We start from the raw sequence: 18,893 nt of genomic DNA on the forward strand, positions 1-18,893 counted from the left end.
TCTCGACATGACGGGGCGCTTGGTCAGTTACGCATTTTTGCTCGCCTCCCTCATTCCCTCGTGGACTGTGTGCAAGCATTTTTTCGGCAGTGGTGCGAAACTATTTTTCTGTGTGTTCGTTGCACTCTGTCTGTCCTGTCCTCTATATCTGTTCTGGGGTCGGGCATTTTTGATGGAGACAGAGGCGCTGTACTTCACGCTTTCCTTTCTCGCTTTCTCACTCAAAACACCTATTGACGAAGTGCGATGGAAAGATGCTCTGATGTGCGGTGGTTTCCTCGCGTTGGCGATACTCCAGAAATCGACTACGGTGCTTCCCGTGCTGTTATTCGCTGTTGTTTGGAGAATCGCTGGCTTGATACGCTCTCGCATCAGACCCAACGCGGACTTGTTGCTGAAGTCGTGTGCGACTTATGTCGTCCCGTTCATCATCGGTGTTATATGGGTCGAGTACACCGATAAGGTTAAATCCCAAAACTTATTTGGGCAGTTGCTAACTTCCGCAAAGCTTTTCAGCTGGAATTTCGGGACGCTGCATGCTCGCCTTTCCGCTGAACTCTGGAACGGTGTGATCTGGCATCGCGTCGTCGCGGAAAATTCTGGCGGTCACCTGGGCATGTTGATCATCGTTGCCGGACTGCTATGGGCGCCCCAACGACGCTGGCTGATCGGGGCCGCGTGCGGACTCTTTCTCAGCTTTTTCTTGATCTTCGAAAATCTGCTTTTCGTACACGAGTATTATCCGGCTGCAAACACGGTCTATCTGGTATTCGCCATAACGGCCTCGATTGCAGGTTTGATAGAGAAATATCCTGCGCGATCTGCTTTCATCCTTGTTGTCGTCGGCATTATCGTTGCATTGAATCTGAATGCCTTCTGGCGCGGGCCTCTTTATGCCCAAGAGACGCACATTTACGCGGCCAATGACCCAATCCTTTCTTCGGCCTTTTTTGTTCGGGACAACACTGAGAAGCAATCAGCCATTCTGGTATACGGAGATGACTGGAACAGTCAGTTTCCCTACTATTCGCAACGAAAAGCGTTCGTGGTGTCGAAGAGTTTCTCCGACTATCTCGATCCGATCAAACACCCGCAACGCTATATTCAGACACGGCCGGCGGCGACGATGGTTTGCGGCGAAGCACGTGCAGATGTACAACTTCATCAGGTGATCTCGGTGGCTTACAAGGGATGGAGAAAGACGTCGCTCGAACTCTGCGAAATCTATCAGCCGGTCAGCCAGTGAGAAGCAAAAAAAACGCCGCGGCTCTCGCCACGGCGCTCAACGCAACACCACTTCCAGGAAACTCGCTACATCAGAATCACGAAATCAATGCACATCGCCTGCATGAGCCGCACCTTCGAATTCATGCGCGGCTTCGCGCATCTCACAGCGCGCTTCACGTTCCTTGCGCACGCCGTTGAACACCACGTTCAACACCACCGCCGTCACCGATGCCAGCAAAATCCCGCTGTGAAGAATCGGCTCCAGCGCATGCGGCAGTTGCGAGAAAAACTTGGGCGCTACGACCGGCACCATCCCCATTCCCACGCTCACCGCGACGATAAACAAGTTGTGATGGTTCTTCGAGAAATCCACGCGCGACAGCGTCTTGATGCCGTTCGCCGCCACCATCCCGAACATCACGATACCCGCGCCGCCGAGCACGAACGGCGGCACTGACGCCACCACCTGCGCCATCTTCGGGAACAGGCCGAGCACGACGAGAATCACGCCGCCGGTCGCACACACGAAGCGGCTTTTCACACCCGTCACGCCGATCAGCCCGACGTTCTGCGAAAACGACGTATGCGGAAACGAGTTGAACACGCCACCGATCAGCGTACCGAGTCCGTCCACACGCAGCCCGCGCACCAGCGCCTTCTGATCCACCGGACGCTCGACCAGATCGCCGACCGCGAGGAACATGCCGGTCGATTCGATAAACGTCACGAACATGACGATCACCATCGTTGCGACGGAGAGCGGATCGAAGTGCGGCAAACCGAAGTGGAACGGCAGCACGATACCAACCCACGGCGCATGCGCCACGCCATCCATATTCACGCGGCCGAGCATCGCGGCGATCGCGAAGCCTGCGACGATCCCGAGCAGCACCGAAATATTCGCGATAAACCCGCGCGCAAACTTGTTGATGAGCAGAATCAGCGACAGCACGACCAGCGACAGCAGCAGATAAATCGGATTGCCGTAATCCGGATTGCCGACGCCACCCGCCGCCCAGTTGATACCCACGCCCATCAGCGACAAGCCGATCACCGCGATCACGGTGCCGACCACCACCGGCGGAAAGAAGCGCAGCAGCTTGCCGATCATCGGCGCGAGCACGATGCCGATCACACCGGCCGCGATCGTCGAGCCGAATACATCGAGAATGCCGAGCGACGGGTTCGTGCCGATGGCGATCATCGGGCCGACCGCGGCGAACGTACAGCCCATGATCACCGGCAGACGGATGCCGAAAATCCACAGGCCGAGCGTTTGAATCAGCGTGGCCACGCCGCAGGAAAACAAGTCCGCGCTGATCAGAAACGCGACCTGATCCTTGGTCAGATGCATCGCCGCACCGAGAATCAGCGGCACCGCGACTGCGCCCGCGTACATCACCAGCACGTGCTGGATGCCCAACGTGAGCAACTGACCTGTCGGCAGCCGCTCGTCGACCGGATGGACCTTCGGTCCCGTCGAACTCAATGCCATGTCTCTCTCCTATATGCCTCTCATTGGAATGGTCTCCAAGTTAAGTGGATAAAAGCCCATGAACAAGACCACGCGCCGCTATACGTCGCGTTCGCGTGACCATATGGGAAATGCGCCGCATATATCGAGTCCAAGCGGAAAACCCCTTGCTGCAAGGGGTTTGACGCATGCAGGGAGATTTGCGTCGCGTGACGAAAGGCCGCTATCTTCGGGCCATCGTTATGATGTGCATTACGGCGCGCGTATAGTCCGTTTTTCGCGTGCACCACGAAAGGGCGGGGTTAACCCCGGTTTTACGTGTTTTCCCCTAGGCTCGTTTTCATCGATAAAACCGGGTTCTGACGAGCGCTCCGTTAGCCCTTAAACTTGGCGCGCCCATGTCGCGAATGACGACGGGCTTCTGCAACGCCGCTTCATATTGACCGCCCCCGATGTTCGGGTTTACACGTCAACATCGACCCAACAATGCCCGATTCCGCTTTGACGCAACCAGACTTCCGCTCGCGCGTTTTCCTGCTCGATCACGCGCTTCGCACCATGACCTTCTATCACCCGCACTGCATGGATCCGGCGGGCGGTTTTTTCCACTTCTACAAGAACGACGGCACCATTTACGACCGCAAGTCGCGACATCTGGTGTCGAGCACGCGCTTCGTCTTCAACTATGCGATGGCCTACAAGCACTACGGGCTGGAGGAGTATCGCGGCGGCGTGCGGCATGGCATCGACTATTTGCGGGAGGTGCATCGCAATCCGCAGACGGGCGGCTACGCATGGACGCTCGACGGACGCACCGTCACCGATGCCACCAATCATTGCTATGGCCTGGCCTTCGTCGTGCTCGCGTATGCGAAGGCCGTGGAGGCGGGCGTGGATGAAGCGCGCGCGTATCTGTCGGAAACGTGGGACGTGATGGAGCAGCACTTCTGGGATGCGCCGCACGGTCTGTACAAGGACGAAGCGAGCGCCGACTGGACCGTCTCCGACTATCGCGGCCAGAACGCCAATATGCACGCGTGCGAAGCCTTCCTTGCCGCGTTCGAAGCGACCGGCGAAACGCGTTATCTCGATCGCGCCGCGCTGCTGGCGGACAACATGGTGAATCGGCAGGCGTCGCTGGCGGGCGGTCTGGTGTGGGAGCACTACAAGCCGGATTGGTCGATCGACTGGGAGTACAACAAGGGCGATCGTTCGAACATCTTCAGGCCGTGGGGCTTTCAGCCGGGCCATCAGACCGAATGGGCGAAGCTGCTGCTGATTCTCGACCGGCATCGTCGGCAAGCGTGGCATCTGCAACGCGCGCGCGAGTTGTTCGACCGCGCGCTCGAACTGTCATGGGACGATGAACACGGCGGCATGGTCTACGGCTTCGATCCCGACGGCCAGTTCTACGACGAAGACAAATACTTCTGGGTGCAGGCGGAATCGCTCGCGGCGGCGGCGCTGCTCGCCGATCGCATGCAGCGCGATGGCGACACGCAAGCCGCGCAGCACTACTGGAACGAATACGACCGCTTGTGGACCTATAACTGGGCGCATTTCGTCGATCACAAATGGGGCGCGTGGTATCGCATTCTCACGCGCGACAACCGCCAGTACAGCGACGAAAAAAGTCCCGCAGGCAAAACCGACTATCACACGATGGGCGCGTGCTACGAAGTTCTGAACGTAGTCCGCTAAGACAAACTCAGGGAGAAACGAATGAAGACGAAGGCAGCAATCGCATGGGAAGCCGGCAAGCCGTTGACCATCGAGGAAGTCGATCTCGAAGGCCCGCGCGCCGGTGAAGTGCTGATCGAAGTGAAAGCGACCGGCATCTGCCATACCGATTACTACACGCTCTCGGGCGCGGACCCCGAAGGCATTTTCCCGGCGATTCTCGGTCACGAAGGCGCGGGCGTGGTGGTCGATGTCGGTCCGGGCGTTGGCACGCTGAAGAAGGGCGATCACGTTATTCCGCTCTACACGCCGGAATGCCGCGAGTGCAAGTTCTGTCTGTCGCGCAAGACGAATCTGTGCCAGAAGATTCGCGCCACGCAAGGCAAAGGCTTGATGCCGGATGCGACCTCGCGCTTCTCGCTCGATGGCAAGCCGCTGTTCCACTACATGGGCACATCGACGTTTTCGAATTACATCGTGGTGCCGGAAATCGCGGTGGCGAAGGTGCGTGAAGACGCGCCGTTCGACAAGATTTGCTATATCGGCTGCGGCGTGACGACGGGCGTCGGCGCGGTGGTGTATTCGGCGAAGGTGGAAGCGGGCGCGAACGTGGTCGTGTTCGGGCTCGGTGGCATCGGCTTGAACGTGATTCAAGGCGCGAAGATGGTCGGCGCGGACAAGATCATTGGTGTCGATATCAATCCGGGCCGCGTGGAACTGGCGAAGAAGTTCGGCATGACGCACTTCATCAACCCGAACGAAGTGGAGAACGTCGTCGATCATATCGTTCAACTGACGGATGGCGGCGCGGATTATTCGTTCGAATGCGTCGGCAATGTCAAGCTGATGCGTCAGGCGCTCGAATGCACGCACAAGGGCTGGGGCCAGTCGTTCATCATCGGCGTGGCGGCGGCGGGGCAGGAAATCAGCACGCGTCCGTTCCAGCTCGTCACGGGCCGTGAGTGGAAAGGCTCGGCGTTCGGCGGCGCGCGCGGCCGGACCGATGTGCCGAAGATCGTCGATTGGTACATGGAAGGCAAGATCAATATCGACGATCTGATCACGCATCATTTGCCGTTGGAGCGTATCAACGAAGGCTTCGATCTGATGAAGAAGGGCGAGTCGATCCGCTCCGTCGTCGTGTACTAACGAGGATATGCCGATGCTCGAACTCATCGAAGAACACGCGTGTTTCGGTGGCGTGCAGCGAATCTACAAGCACGGCTCGAAGTCCATCGGTCTGCCGATGCGCTTCTCCGTGTTCCTGCCCGCGCAGGCGTCTTCCAAAAAAGTGCCCGCGCTGTTCTATCTCGCCGGCCTGACGTGCACGGAAGAAACCTTCCCGATCAAAGCCGGCGCGCAGCGATATGCGGCTGAACACGGCATCGCGCTGATCGCGCCGGACACGTCGCCGCGTGGCGCGGATATTCCCGGCGAGAAAGACGCGTGGGATTTCGGCGCAGGCGCAGGCTTTTATGTCGATGCCACGCGCGAACCGTGGGCGCAGCGTTATCGGATGTATTCGTACGTGACGCAGGATTTGCGCGAGGCGGTGCTGGCGGAATTGCCCATCGACGAAAAGCGGCTCGGCATCTTCGGCCATTCGATGGGCGGGCACGGCGCGCTGGTGCTGGCGCTGCGCAATCCGGAGATCTATCGGAGCGTGTCGGCGTTCGCGCCGATTGCCGCGCCTTCGCAATGTCCGTGGGGCGTGAAGGCGTTTTCGGGCTATCTCGGTGAAGATCGCGAAGCGTGGAAGCAATACGATGCAAGCGAGTTGGTGAAGCAGGCATCGCGCGTCGAAGGCGGCATTCTGATCGATCAGGGATTGGCGGATCAATTCCTGAAAGAGCAGCTTCATCCGGACGTATTCGAACGCAACGCGAAAGCGGCGGGGCATGACGTGACCGTGCGCCGCCATGAAGGCTACGACCACGGTTATTTCTTTATCTCGAGCTTTATCGGCGACCATATCGCGCATCACGCGCGCGTGCTCTGTCGTTGATATCGTCGGTCGCTCTTCCATAGACGGAGTGTTAAAAAAGGCCGTTTCGCCTGATCGCGAAATGGCCTTTTTGTTTTTCAGGCGCAAATGAGATTTGTCTCGTGGTTCCTAAGCGTTGCCCGGGTTACTCTGCGCCGGTCCTTCGCTCCGAAATAGCCCACGCCTCATGCAAACCAGCGCCCGCTCAGACTACGCATCCGCCGAAGCGCTTTATCTCGATGGCCGGTTCGCGCAAGCGCTTGCATCGTTGAAAGCGTGCGACGACGCCTTGTCGCTCAATCTCGCGGCGGCGTGCTGTCTTGCGCTGGCACGCGTCACCGACGCGGCCGCGTACTGTCATCGAGCGATCGATGCCGATCCGCGCAACGCCAACGCGCATAACAACCTCGGCGTCGCGTTGCGTGCGGACGGGCGCTTGCAAGACGCGAAGGCGGCCTTTCTGCGCGCACTGGAGATTGCCCCCAATCTCGCCAACGCACATTCGAACCTCGGTCTTTTCCATGATGCGCTCGGCGCGCATGATGACGCGATGCAGTCGCATCGGCGGGCGCTCGAATGCGATCCACGCGATTCCTACGCGCATCTCAACTACGGTTTCTGCTGCACGAAGCTTGGCCGATACGGCGAGGCGGAACAGGCGTTTCAGAGCGCGGCGTCGCTCGCCCCGAGCGACGCGCAAGCGCATTTCAATCACGGCACGGCGCTGAAAAAACTGGTGCGCTTCGAGGAAGCGGAAGCGGCCTACCGGCGCGCGCTGGCGTTACACCCCGATCATATCGACGCGAAACTCAACCTCGCGCATCTGCTGCTCGGTCTCGGAACGATGCGCGAAGGCTGGGCGCTGTTCGAATCGCGCTATGAACCGGGCGGCTGGTTCGAGCCGCCGCGCACCGGCGTTCCGATGTGGCAGGGCGAGCCGCTCGAAGGAAAATCGCTGATCGTGTGGGTGGAGCAGGGACACGGCGACACGCTGCAATTCTGCCGCTATCTGCCGATGCTCAAGGCGCGCGGCGTCGCACGATTGAGTTTCGCGTGCCCGGACGCGCTTCGTGAACTGTGCCTGACGATCGAAGGCGTGGACGCGTGCATCGGCTTCGACGATGACGCCGTGCTCGACCATGATTACCAGTGCATGCTGATGAGCCTGCCGCATCGCTTCGGCACCACGCTCGATTCGGTGCCGGCCGCGTTGCCGTATCTCCATGTGCAGCAAGCACGGGCGCGGGCGTGGCAAGACAGGCTGCCATTGGGCGATTTCAACGTGGGTCTGGTCTGGGCCGGCGATCCGCGCAGCCACGCGGCGCATCTGAACGCGGTGGACCGGCAGCGTTCGCTATCGGCGCAGCAGTATCTGCCGATTCTGCGCGTGCCCGGCGTCACCTTCATCAGCCTGCAAAAGGGCGCTACGACGCAGCCGCAAATCGACACGCTTCCGCCCGATCTGCGTCCCTTCGACCCAATGCACGACGTCACGGATTTCGCGGATACCGCCGCGATCATCGAACAACTCGATCTGGTGATTACCGTCGATACGTCCGTCGCGCATCTGGCGGGCGCGCTGAACAAGCCGGTGTGGATTCTCTCGCGCTACGACGGCTGCTGGCGATGGCTGTATCGAGCCGAGCGGACTTCGCCGTGGTATCCGAAGGCGCGTCTGTTCAGGCAGACGCAACCCGGCGAGTGGGACGACGTGATCGCGGACGTCGCGCGCGCGCTCGAAGAGGCTCAGCTATTGCGCCGCCCGAGCAAACTCGCACCATAAACCAGCGCGGCGAGCGTCGTGATCCAGAAGCTCGTCGGCCAGTCGGTGTAGTAGGCGAGCACCAGGCCGAGCCACGCCTGACCGAGCGCGAACAGCGCGGCGAGCACCAGGCCCGACGATAGCCGCGTCGTCACGTTCTGTGCGGCGGCGGCGGGACCGACCATCAGCGCGAACACCAGCAACACGCCGACAATCTGCGTACACGCGGCGACTGCGAGCGCGGTGATCGCCAGAAACAAGACCGACACGAGCCGCAGCGATACACCCTTGGCTTCCGCCAGTTCCGGCTGCAAGGACGCGAACATCAGCGGGCGCGTGATAAACGCGAGCGCGACGAGACTCACCACGGCCAGACCCGCCAGCAAGGCGAGCGTTTCGTGATTCACGCCAAGCACGTTGCCGAACAAAAGCGCGGTCGCCTGCGTCGCGTAGGCGGTGAAAAAGTGCAGAAACAGCAAGCCGAAACCGAGCGACAAAGACAGAATCACGCCGATGGCCACATCGCGCCCGGAGAGCTTTTCGCCCAGCGCGCCCATGCCGATACCCGCCATCAGCGTGAAGCCGACCATGCCCCAGATCGGCGGCATGCCGAGCAGCACCGCGCCGGTCGCGCCGGTGAAGCCGACGTGCGAGAGCGCGTGACCGGCGAAGGTTTGCCCGCGCATCACCAGAAAATAGCCGACGATTCCCGCGAGCACCGCGACGATCCCCGACGCCGCGAATGCGTTGACCATGAAGTCGTATTCAAACATTGTGCGTTCTACTTGGCGTGACTGTGATGATGACCATGACCATGACCGTGCGCGTGCTCATGGCCGTGATCGTGTTCGTGCTCATGCTCGCCGCCTTCCTCGTGCGCATGATCGAGCTTGTCGATTTCGACATCGCCGGACATCACGAAGATGCGGCCGTTCACGCGCATCACGTCGATCGGCGAGCCGTACAGTTTCGAGAGCACGGGTTTGGAGATGACTTCATCGACGGTGCCGAGCGCGGCGCGCCCGTTGCCGAGATAAAGCACGCGATCGAGCGAATTCAACAGCGGATTGAGTTCGTGCGCAGAAAACAGCACGGTGATATTCAACTCACGCTGCACGCGCCGCACCAGTTCGACCACGCCGGTTTGATGACGCGGATCGAGACTGATGAGCGGCTCATCGAGCAATAAGAGATGCGGGTCGCCGAGCAAACATTGCGCGAGCAGCAAACGCTGACGCTCGCCGCCCGAGAGTTCCGACAGTGGCCGCTTCGCAAGCTGTTCAGCGCCGACCAGCGACAACACGCGATCCACCTCCGCCCGCACGCGCGCACTGCGATGCGGCACGCCCCAGCGATGCCCGTCCGCCGCCATCGCGACGAAATCGCGGCCGAGCACGCGGCGATTCGCCAGACCCGTGCGAATCTGCGGCATATAGCCGATAAACGGATTGCCGCGCATGACCGCTTCGCCGTGCACGCGGATCGCGCCGGACGCGACCGGCACGAGGCCGAGCAGGGCGCGCATCAGCGTGGTCTTGCCCGCGCCGTTCGGACCGAGCACGCCGATAAATTCGCCGTTCCCGACCGTAAAGCTCGCGTCGTTGAGAATCGCGCGGCCGCCCAGTTCGAGCGTGACGCGATCGACTTCGAGCGCGGGAGGCTGCGGCGTGTTCATCATTGCCATCCTTGCAGCGCGCCGGCGAGATTGTCCAACTGGCCGAGCATCCATTGCTGGAACGATTTGCCCGCAGGCAAGGTTTCCGTCACGCTGATGGTCGGCACATGCGAGTCCTTGGCGACGCCGAGCATGCGTTTGGTCAGCGCGTCGGTCGCCTGGCTGTTGTAGATCAGCACGTGCACGCGGCGGTCGCGCAGGTCTTTCTCGAACGCGGCGATATCGGCGGGGCTGGGTTCGGTGTCGTCCATCGCGGCGAGCTGGAAGCGCTCGTTGCGCATCTCGAAGCCGATGGCATCGGCCATATAGCCGAACACTGGTTCGGTCGCGGTCACCGGCACGCCCTTGTAGTGCGACCGGAGTGTGGCGACGCGCGTGTCGATGGCCTTCATCGAATCGAGGAACGTGGCGAGACGGGCGTCGTAATCGCTCTTGTTGGCGGGATCGGCTTTCACCAGATACGCGCTGATGGCTTTGGCGACCACGGGCATGGTCTTCGGGTCGTACCAGAGATGCGGATTGTCGCCGCCCTTCTTGCCGACCAGTTGCGCCGCGACGATCACCGTGCGCTTGTCATTACTCTTCGATGCACCGAGCAGCTTGTCCATCCACGGATCGTAGTCCGCGCCGTTATAGACGATCAGCGAGGCGTGTTGCAAGGCGCGCGCGGTCTTCGGGCTGGCTTCGAACAGATGCGGGTCTTGATCGGGATTGCTGAGGATGCTGGTGACCTGAACGTGATCTCCGCCGAGCTGATGAATCACCTCGCCATAGAAGTTTTCAGCGGCGACCACGGGCACGCGCGCGGTTTGCGCAGAGGCCGCGTCGCAGAAGCCGAAGGTGATGGCGAAGGCGATGGCGAAACAAGTCAGGACATGCGCGAATTTCATCGGATTCCTTTGGTTTTGTCTTGTGATGTCAGGCGTCGTGCTGCGCGCGATGTTTCTTCTGGCAATCGGCACACAATCCGCTCAATTCGACGACCTGGTGATGCACCTGAAACCCGTGCGCAGGCGGACTCGCCGACAACGACGACGCCAGATCGCGGCCCTGGATTTCGAGCGTGGCGCCGCATTCATCGCAGATCAGGAATTGGCTTTCGTGCGGTTTGCCGGCATCGCAACAGGCAATAAACGCATTTTTCGATTCGATGCGATGCACGAAGCCGTTGTCGACCAGAAAGTCGAGCGCGCGATAGACGGTGGTCGGCGGCACGCGCGCGCCGCGCTGCGGCTCCATCGCATCGATGAGGTCGTACGCACCGATGGGCTTGTGCGCCTTCAGCACGAGTTCGTAGACCTGGCGGCGCAACGGCGTAAGCGCCAGGCCGCGTTCGCCCGCCAACGCTTCGGCGCGGGCGAGCATGGATTCGACGGATGCGGTCATGTCGGTGACTCTCTGCAAGGGTGAGGCGTTCGCCGCGCGGTACGCCGGTCAGGACGTGCGTCGGAGAAATCCGAGATGATATAACGTATCAGATCTTACCGCATCGGCGGGGCCGGGGACATTTTGCGACCCGTGAGGGCGCGCGCGTCGAGATCGATGCCGTTCGCCGCGAGGAACGCCGTCTTGCTATGCCATTTCACGATGCCACCGGATATGCCGAAGGCGAGGTCGCTGTCGGCGGGAACGTCGTTTTCGTCGGGCGCTTGAGTGAAGGTGCGGGTACGCCATGCAACCGCGATCAGCATTTTGATGCGCATCGAAGACGCGAATCCAGGTTCAATGCGCACCGGACGAATCTTCCCAGCCAATCGCGATGGTTCTCACCGTGCGCCCGGCGCGATCGAGTTGTTCCTGACGCTGAACGTGCTTGCCGAGCATCTGGAATCGCGCGACGGGAACGTGCGACCCGGCCAGAAAGTATTCCGCCATCACCCAGTCGCCGCCCGATGACACAATCGGCACGTCACGCCGCCGGTCATATCCATAAAGATCAGTCAGGCGATGCAGCGTGCGCTCCGGCACATGCGCGGCGGGAAACGAATAGCGCGCGGGCTTGTAGTCGCCGGTTTCGGAGCGGACCGCGTTGTGGTCGTTCATGTCGAGCTTCAGCAACCTGGGCGGCATGGCCACGGAGATCAATTCGCCGTGAGCGACGTTAGCCACGTAAGGCGGGTTGGCAATGAGCGACACGGCGAGCGTCAAAGCCGAAGCGATTGGGTTCATCGAGTGATCTGAGAAATGGAAGATCACGGATTACTCCATACCCGCGTCCAAATGCCTCGCAAAATTTTGTCGATGCTTAAAACGCGGAATGAGGCTTGCTACTGCCGTCACCAGTCAGGTTTTTCGCGCCGGCCCTTGCGCGCCGCAGCATCAAAACCTCGTTTCCTCTCCTTGACACGAGCACGCGCAACGCCGATGATTCGATCAAACTACGAGCAATTGCTCAGGCGTCGAGCGTTCGCTCACCTTGCGAGCCGCGTTTGCGAACTGCGAAGACAGCGCCGGACGATGAAAAGAATCGGAGACATCGGTGTGAGACTGAGAGACAGGGTGACCATCATCACGAGCACCGCGAGCGCGCGCCTTCCCGCGACCTCATACAAGCTATGCACCTATGCAACCGCGTCTTCACGATCATCGTGCAAGACGGGGAATCGCATTAGCTGTCGATAAGCATCAAGCGAACAAATTGAGCACGGCGTGAGCACGGCGGACAGCGTTGCAGCTTGAAGCATGAAGCGCACCGTCTATAGTGAAACGGCATCACGCGACGCAAAGAGCACAGAGTACAGAACGCAGAACGAAGCAAAACCACGCGAGCCACATCGCATCCCTGAAGGTAAGCGGCACATGAGGCAGTCTCGGTCAGGCGCATGGTTCAGGGCCGCGACATCAGTGCCAACGAAAAAAGGAGACGCACCACTATGAAACGCATTCACTCTGTCGTCCGCAGCGAGCCGGGAAAGAAGCTCGTGCTGAACGGGCTTGCCGGATCCTTATTGGCCGCGACTGCCGCGCTCGTCCCCGCCACGGGGAATGCCGCGACCATCACCATCGCTACGCTCAACAACCCGGACATCATCGAGCTGAAGAAGCTCTCGCCGGCGTTCGAGAAGGCCAATCCGGACATCAAGCTGAACTGGGTGATTCTGGAAGAGAACGTGCTGCGCCAGCGTGCCACGACCGATATCACCACCAACAGCGGTCAGTTCGATGTGGTCACCATCGGTACGTACGAAGCGCCGCAATGGGGCAAGCGCGGCTGGCTCTCGCCGATGACCGGCCTGCCATCCACCTACGATCTCGACGATGTCGTGAAGACCGCGCGTGACGGTCTTTCCTACAACGGCACGCTGTACGCGCTGCCGTTCTACGTCGAAAGTTCGATGACGTATTACCGCAAGGATCTGTTCCAGGCCGCCGGTCTCAAGATGCCCGATCAGCCGACCTACGATCAGATCAAGCAGTTTGCCGACAAGCTCACCGACAAGTCCAAAGGCCAGTACGGCATCTGTCTGCGTGGTAAGGCGGGCTGGGGCGAGAACATGGCTTTCGTATCGACAGTCGTGAATACGTACGGCGGCGAGTGGTTCAACGAGAAGTGGCAGGCGCAGCTCGATACGCCCGAATGGAAGAAGGCGGTCGGCTTCTACGCCGATCTGCTGAAGGCAGACGGCCCTCCGGGAGCCAGCTCCAACGGCTTCAACGAAAACCTCACGCTGATGTCGTCCGGCAAGTGCGCAATGTGGATCGATGCAACCGTCGCCGCGGGCATGCTCTACAACAAGGCGCAATCGCAGGTGGCCGACAAGATCGGCTTTGCGGCCGCGCCGATCGCCGTGACGCCGAAGGGCTCGCACTGGTTGTGGTCGTGGTCGCTGGCGATTCCGAAGACGTCCAAGCAACAAGACGCCGCGAAGAAGTTCGCTGCGTGGGCCACGTCGAAGGAATACATCGAGATGGTCGGCAAGGACGAAGGCTGGGCATCGGTGCCGCCGGGAACGCGTAAATCCACCTACGCCCGTCCCGAATATAAGCAAGCTGCACCTTTCGGTGACTTCGTGCTGCAGGCGATCGAAACCGCGAATCCGAACGATGCCACGCTGCACAAGGTGCCGTACACCGGCATTCAGTTCGTCGGCATTCCGGAGTTCCAGTCGTTCGGCACGGTGGTCGGTCAGTCGATCGCGGGTGTGGTCGCGGGTCAGTCGAGTGTCGATCAGGCGCTCAAGGCTGCAAACGCAGCGGCTGATCGTGCTGTGAAACAAGCCGGCTATCAGAAGTAACGCAGACGTCACTCCACGCAGCATCACGGGCCGGTTTGCAATGAACCGGCCCGCAAGCATCATCATCGAGAGGTGAAACGATGAGTCAACTGAATCCCCCCATCACCGATCACCACATGCAGGAGTCTGCCGCCGAACGCGACAAGCGTCGCGCGAAGTCGGTGCGCTGGCTGATCACGCCATCGACCGGATTGCTGTTCTTGTGGATGGCCATTCCGCTGGCGATGACGATCTGGTTTTCGTTCTCGCGCTACAACCTGCTGAATCCCGATGTCAAAGGTTTCGCGGGGCTCGACAACTTCGAGTTCCTCGTCACCGATCCGGCGTTCGGCCCGTCGATCGGCCATACGCTGACGCTGATCATTTCGGTGCTGGCGATTACGGTGATCGGCGGCGTGCTGCTGGCCGTATTGTTCGATCGCAAGTTCCTCGGGCAGGGCATTGCGCGCCTGCTGGTGATCGCGCCGTTCTTCGTGATGCCGACAGTGTCCGCGCTGATCTGGAAGAACATGATCCTGCATCCGGTGTACGGCCTGATCGCGCAACTGATGCGCTCGATGGGCATGCAGCCGATCGACTGGTTCGCGGATTACCCGTTGTTCGCGGTGATCGTGATCGTGGCGTGGCAATGGCTGCCGTTCGCATTCCTGATCTTGTTCACCGCGATCCAATCGCTCGATCAGGAGCAAAAGGAAGCGGCCAAGATCGACGGCGCGGGCGCGTTCACCATGTTCTTCTACATCACGCTGCCGCACTTGAAGCGCGCAATCGCCGTGGTCGTGATGATGGAAACCATCTTCTTGCTGTCGATCTTCGCGGAAATCTATACGACCACCGGCGGCGGTCCCGGCACCGCGACCACCAACCTGTCGTATTTGATCTACGCGCTGGGCTTGCAGCAATTCGACGTGGGTCTCGCGTCCGCAGGCGGCATTCTCGCGGTCATTCTGGCGAATATCGTGGCGTTCTTCCTCGTGCGGATGCTCGCGAAGAACCTCAAGGGAGAGTTGGAATCATGAGCACATCTGTCAATACGCGCGTCAATGCGCCGCCGGGGAAGTCGGCGCTCGATCATGTGAAGAACATCGTGCCGGGCGTTGTCGCGTGGCTCGTATCGATTCTGCTGTTCTTCCCGATCTTCTGGATGACCATCACCGCGTTCAAGACCGAGCAGCAGGCGTATTCGTCCTCGCTGTTCTTCTCGCCGACGCTGGAGAGCTTCCGCGAAGTGTTCGCGCGCAGCAATTACTTTGGCTTCGCGCTGAACTCGGTGCTGATCTCGGTCGGCGTCACGGTGATCTGCCTGCTGCTCGCCGTGCCCTGCGCGTACGCAATGGCCTTTTTCCCGACCAAGAAAACGCAGTCCGTTTTGCTGTGGATGCTGTCTACGAAGATGATGCCGTCGGTCGGCGTGCTGGTGCCGATCTATCTGCTGTGGAAGAACACCGGTTTGCTCGATACGGTGAGCGGTCTGATCATCGTATACACGCTGATCAATCTGCCGATTGCGGTGTGGATGGCCTTTACGTACTTCAACGAAGTGCCGAAGGACATTCTCGAAGCCGGCCGCATCGATGGCGCGACGACGTGGCAGGAAATCGTCTATTTGCTGATGCCGATGGCGCTGCCGGGACTCGCATCGACGGGATTGCTGTTGATCATTCTTTCGTGGAACGAAGCATTCTGGTCGATCAATCTGTCGAGTTCGAATGCCGCGCCGCTGACGGTGTTCATCGCGTCGTATTCGAGTCCGGAAGGGCTGTTCTGGGCCAAACTCTCGGCGGCTTCGCTGCTCGCGGTCGCGCCGATTCTGATCGTCGGCTGGCTGTCGCAGAAGCAACTGGTGCGCGGTCTTACGTTTGGCGCGGTGAAGTGAGGACGATTACGTGAACCTCACTCCATCGAGAGAAGCGAGCCTCGAAGACCGACTGCTGATCTGCGATTGCGACGGTGTCCTGATCGATAGCGAAGCGGTGGCGGCGCATATGCTCGTCACCGAACTGGAAGCGCTGTGGCCCGGCGTCGATGTCGAACCGGTGCTGCTGCCGCTGCTGGGACTGCGCATCGAAGCCGTGCTGGCGAGTGCGGCGGACGCGGTCGGCAGAACGCTGACGCACGAGCAGGTGATATCGATCCGCCGCGCGGTCGAAGTAGCGGCGATGCAAGCGCCGACGGTTCCGGGTATCGCGGAAGCGTTGGCGGCCGTGCCGTTCGAGAAGGCATGTGCGAGCAACAGCTTTTCGAACTACGTGGAAAGCGTGCTGAATCGCACCGGCCTCGTGCGTTATTTCGGCGATCGACGTTTCTGCGCCGACATGGTCGAGAACCCGAAGCCTGCGCCCGACGTGTACCTCGCCGCAGCGCGCGCAATGCGTGTCGATCCGCTGCGTTGTCTCGTGGTGGAGGACAGCGTGACCGGCGTGACGGCGGCGAAGGCGGCGGGCATGACGGTGCTGGGTTTCATCGGCGGCGGACATGCGACTGAATCGCAGATGGGCGCGTTGCAGCGCGTGGGCGCGGAAGTGGTATTCGACGATATGAAGCGGCTGCCCGTGCTCGTCGAGCAATGGCTCGCGAACACGACGTTCGAAATTCGATAGCGTGGACACGCGGCAGCAAGCCGCGAGATAAGCATCAAGGAGACACATCATGGCTAGCCTGACACTGCGGAATATCGCAAAGCGTTACGAAGAAACCGAAGTGATGCGCAACATCAACCTCGACATCAACGACGGCGAGTTTGTCGTGTTCGTCGGACCGTCGGGCTGCGGCAAGTCCACGCTGATGCGCATGATCGCGGGACTCGAAGATATCAGCGCGGGCGATCTGATGATCGACAACGCGCGCGTGAACGAACTGCCACCCGCGAAACGCGGCATCGCGATGGTGTTTCAGTCGTATGCGCTGTATCCGCATATGACGCTGTACGACAACATGGCGTTCGGCCTCAAACTCGCGGGCGAGAAGAAGCCCGCGATCGATGCGGCGGTGAAAAATGCCGCGAAGATTCTGCATATCGATCACTTGCTGGATCGCAAGCCGAAGCAATTGTCGGGCGGTCAGCGCCAGCGCGTGGCGATTGGCCGCGCGATTACGCGCAAGCCAAAAGTCTTTCTCTTCGATGAACCGTTGTCGAACCTCGACGCTGCGTTGCGCGTGAAGATGCGCCTGGAATTTGCGCGCCTGCACGACGACCTCAAGACCACGATGATCTACGTCACGCACGATCAGGTCGAAGCGATGACGTTGGCGGACAAGATCGTGGTGCTGTCAGCGGGGAATATCGAACAGGTTGGTACGCCTAACGAGTTGTATCACGCACCGGCGAACAAGTTCGTCGCGGGTTTCATCGGATCGCCGAAGATGAACTTCTTGTCGGGCACGGTGGCTTCAGTCCAGAACGATGGCGTGCTGGTCAAATACGCGACGGGCGAGACGCAACTGGTCGGCGTGCTGCCTGGCAACGCCAAGCCCGGCGATGCGGTCACTGTCGGCGTGCGCCCCGAGCATTTGCAGCCGAATTCGGTTGAAGCGGGCGACTACGGTTTGACGGCGACGGCATCAACGGTCGAAACGCTCGGCGATGCAGCGTATCTCTACGCCGAAACGCCGGTTGCACCCGATGGCATCATTTCGCGGATTCCGCCGCTGGAAAAGCACGCGCGCGGTACGCAAATTCGCCTGGGCACCGCGCCCGATCACTGCCATCTGTTCAACGCGGAAGGGCAGGCGTTCAAGCGCAATGTGGTGGCGGCGTGGGTGAGAGAAAATCCGACGCATCCGGTAGCGGCTGCGCGGGCTTGAACTCCAGTGAAGGCGGTTAGCTTTCGAGCGCCGCCTTCGCGCACAGCTCATCGGTCACCAAACCGGAAAGCCATTTCCCTTTTAGCGCTGCGATCAGCGCTTCCTGCTTGCGCTGTCCGCCCGCGAATCCGATCGTCGGACGCTGCGGCGGCGAATCGAGCCTGAGACTTGTCACGCGTGCACCGGCATTCGATTTCACCCGCGTGCCGCTCGCATTGATTGGCAATCCCAACCACTCGGCGACGGCGCCCGCCTGCATCATTTCATCCACTTCCGTGCGCGTGATAAAACCATCCTCATGCAGCGGACAGTTCGGCCCGACATTGCCGATTCCCACGAACGACACATCCGCCTGCTGCGCCAAATCCTCGACGATCCGATACAACCGGTGATTCACCCACTGCGCGCGCTCGGTTTCGCTATCGGCCATCAGTGGCGCGGGCAGCATGAAGTGCTTGCCGCCGGTCTTCTCCGATAACTGCTGCGCGACGTCGTATCGATTCGACGATCCATCCTGCGCAATTGCACCGACCATCGACACGAATCGATGCTGCGGCCGTTCCAGTTGCGCGATCTGCGCGACCGCGGCCTTCAGCGTCCGTCCACTGCCGATGGACACGACGAGCGGTTTCTCATCGACGAGATAGCGTTCCATGACTTGCGCGCCCGCGACCGCGAGTTTTCGATCCACCTGTTCCTTTTCATCGCCATCGATCGGCACGACTTCGCACATGGCAAGGCCATAGCGATCGCACAGCGCTTTCGCCAGCGACAGACAGTCCGCGATGCGATGATCGACGCGCACGCGAATCAGGTTTTTCTCGACCGCGAACGCGACCAGCCGCTGCGCCACCGGACGCGAAATCTGCAGCTTTTCGGCGATTTCGTTTTGGGTGTTGCCAGCGACGTAATAGAGCCACGCGGCTCGCGTCGCGAGATCGAGTTTTTCGTTGGATTTGGGCACGAGGTCTATGTGTTCTGGTTTTCTATTAGTTTTAGTTCGTATTTTGCCGTTTGGTGGTTTTTCCCGGAAACCACGTGCTCAAACGAAT

18 protein-coding genes are annotated in these 18,893 nt (G+C 60.3%); 10 read left to right on the top strand and 8 right to left on the bottom strand.

Features of this window, described 5'->3' with window-relative positions; translation table 11 throughout:
* Nucleotides 1–1,246, top strand: a 1,246-nt coding sequence (locus tag P7F28_RS19300; RefSeq protein ID WP_277186194.1) for a hypothetical protein, incomplete at its 5' end; no start/stop codon positions are given.
* Between the two features lie 84 nt (nt 1,247–1,330).
* Here the strand turns inward: P7F28_RS19300 and P7F28_RS19305 are convergent.
* Nucleotides 1,331–2,722, bottom strand: coding sequence for a nucleobase:cation symporter-2 family protein (locus P7F28_RS19305; protein WP_277186195.1), 1,392 nt, complete (start codon nt 2,720–2,722; stop codon nt 1,331–1,333).
* A 465-nt stretch (nt 2,723–3,187) separates the two neighbouring features.
* Between P7F28_RS19305 and P7F28_RS19310 the strand changes: the two genes are divergently transcribed.
* The 4 genes from P7F28_RS19310 (at nt 3,188) to P7F28_RS19325 (ending at nt 8,148) form a co-directional block, all read left to right on the top strand.
* A complete protein-coding gene (locus tag P7F28_RS19310; protein ID WP_277186196.1) occupies nt 3,188–4,402 on the top strand; it encodes an AGE family epimerase/isomerase in 1,215 nt (404 codons plus the stop codon).
* A gap of 21 nt (nt 4,403–4,423) precedes the next feature.
* On the top strand, nt 4,424–5,530 hold the full coding sequence (locus tag P7F28_RS19315) for an S-(hydroxymethyl)glutathione dehydrogenase/class III alcohol dehydrogenase (protein ID WP_277186197.1): 1,107 nt from the start codon (nt 4,424–4,426) through the stop codon (nt 5,528–5,530).
* A gap of 13 nt (nt 5,531–5,543) precedes the next feature.
* Nucleotides 5,544–6,386: an S-formylglutathione hydrolase gene (gene fghA / locus P7F28_RS19320; protein WP_277186198.1), complete on the top strand. Its 843-nt coding sequence runs from the start codon at nt 5,544–5,546 to the stop codon at nt 6,384–6,386.
* Nucleotides 6,387–6,552: 166 nt separating this feature from the next.
* A complete protein-coding gene (locus P7F28_RS19325) occupies nt 6,553–8,148 on the top strand; it encodes a tetratricopeptide repeat-containing glycosyltransferase family protein (protein ID WP_277186199.1) in 1,596 nt (531 codons plus the stop codon).
* Here P7F28_RS19325 and P7F28_RS19330 read toward each other — a convergent pair.
* The 6 genes from P7F28_RS19330 to P7F28_RS19355 form a co-directional block, all read right to left on the bottom strand.
* Entirely contained in the window at nt 8,112–8,900 is a 789-nt protein-coding gene (locus P7F28_RS19330; protein ID WP_277186200.1) for a metal ABC transporter permease, read from the bottom strand. The genes P7F28_RS19325 and P7F28_RS19330 overlap by 37 nt on opposite strands.
* Before the next feature lie 8 nt (nt 8,901–8,908).
* Complete coding sequence (locus tag P7F28_RS19335; protein ID WP_277186307.1) at nt 8,909–9,802, bottom strand: metal ABC transporter ATP-binding protein; 894 nt, start codon at nt 9,800–9,802, stop codon at nt 8,909–8,911.
* Nucleotides 9,802–10,692: a metal ABC transporter solute-binding protein gene (locus P7F28_RS19340; protein ID WP_277186201.1), complete on the bottom strand. Its 891-nt coding sequence runs from the start codon at nt 10,690–10,692 to the stop codon at nt 9,802–9,804. Before P7F28_RS19340 ends, P7F28_RS19335 begins: the two co-directional genes overlap by 1 nt.
* Nucleotides 10,693–10,720: 28 nt before the next feature.
* Nucleotides 10,721–11,188 carry a Fur family transcriptional regulator gene (locus P7F28_RS19345; RefSeq protein ID WP_277186202.1) on the bottom strand — a complete coding sequence of 156 codons (468 nt, stop codon included), beginning with the start codon at nt 11,186–11,188 and terminating at the stop codon, nt 10,721–10,723.
* A gap of 95 nt (nt 11,189–11,283) precedes the next feature.
* Nucleotides 11,284–11,505: a hypothetical protein gene (locus tag P7F28_RS19350; protein WP_277186203.1), complete on the bottom strand. Its 222-nt coding sequence runs from the start codon at nt 11,503–11,505 to the stop codon at nt 11,284–11,286.
* Nucleotides 11,506–11,524: 19 nt separating this feature from the next.
* Entirely contained in the window at nt 11,525–11,971 is a 447-nt protein-coding gene (locus tag P7F28_RS19355; RefSeq protein WP_277186204.1) for a hypothetical protein, read from the bottom strand.
* A 704-nt stretch (nt 11,972–12,675) separates the two neighbouring features.
* On the opposite strand from P7F28_RS19355, the gene P7F28_RS19360 reads away from it, so the two are divergent.
* The 5 genes from P7F28_RS19360 to P7F28_RS19380 all read left to right on the top strand — a co-directional run bounded on the left by P7F28_RS19360 (nt 12,676) and on the right by P7F28_RS19380 (nt 17,841).
* Complete coding sequence (locus P7F28_RS19360) at nt 12,676–14,037, top strand: sugar ABC transporter substrate-binding protein (RefSeq protein WP_277186205.1); 1,362 nt, start codon at nt 12,676–12,678, stop codon at nt 14,035–14,037.
* Between the two features lie 80 nt (nt 14,038–14,117).
* Nucleotides 14,118–15,056, top strand: coding sequence for a carbohydrate ABC transporter permease (locus tag P7F28_RS19365; RefSeq protein WP_370467358.1), 939 nt, complete (start codon nt 14,118–14,120; stop codon nt 15,054–15,056).
* The gene (locus P7F28_RS19370) at nt 15,053–15,913 is read left to right on the top strand and encodes a carbohydrate ABC transporter permease (protein WP_277186206.1); all 861 of its coding nucleotides are present in this window, start codon (nt 15,053–15,055) and stop codon (nt 15,911–15,913) included. Before P7F28_RS19365 ends, P7F28_RS19370 begins: the two co-directional genes overlap by 4 nt.
* 10 nt (nt 15,914–15,923) lie before the next feature.
* Complete coding sequence (locus P7F28_RS19375) at nt 15,924–16,637, top strand: HAD family phosphatase (protein ID WP_277186207.1); 714 nt, start codon at nt 15,924–15,926, stop codon at nt 16,635–16,637.
* Between the two features lie 49 nt (nt 16,638–16,686).
* Nucleotides 16,687–17,841: an ABC transporter ATP-binding protein gene (locus P7F28_RS19380; protein WP_277186208.1), complete on the top strand. Its 1,155-nt coding sequence runs from the start codon at nt 16,687–16,689 to the stop codon at nt 17,839–17,841.
* A 16-nt stretch (nt 17,842–17,857) separates the two neighbouring features.
* Here P7F28_RS19380 and P7F28_RS19385 read toward each other — a convergent pair whose 3' ends face one another.
* On the bottom strand, nt 17,858–18,805 hold the full coding sequence (locus P7F28_RS19385; RefSeq protein ID WP_277186209.1) for a sugar-binding transcriptional regulator: 948 nt from the start codon (nt 18,803–18,805) through the stop codon (nt 17,858–17,860).
* Nucleotides 18,806–18,893 lie beyond the last annotated feature (88 nt).

Source organism: Caballeronia sp. BR00000012568055 (genome assembly GCF_029439455.1).
GTDB lineage: Bacteria > Pseudomonadota > Gammaproteobacteria > Burkholderiales > Burkholderiaceae > Caballeronia.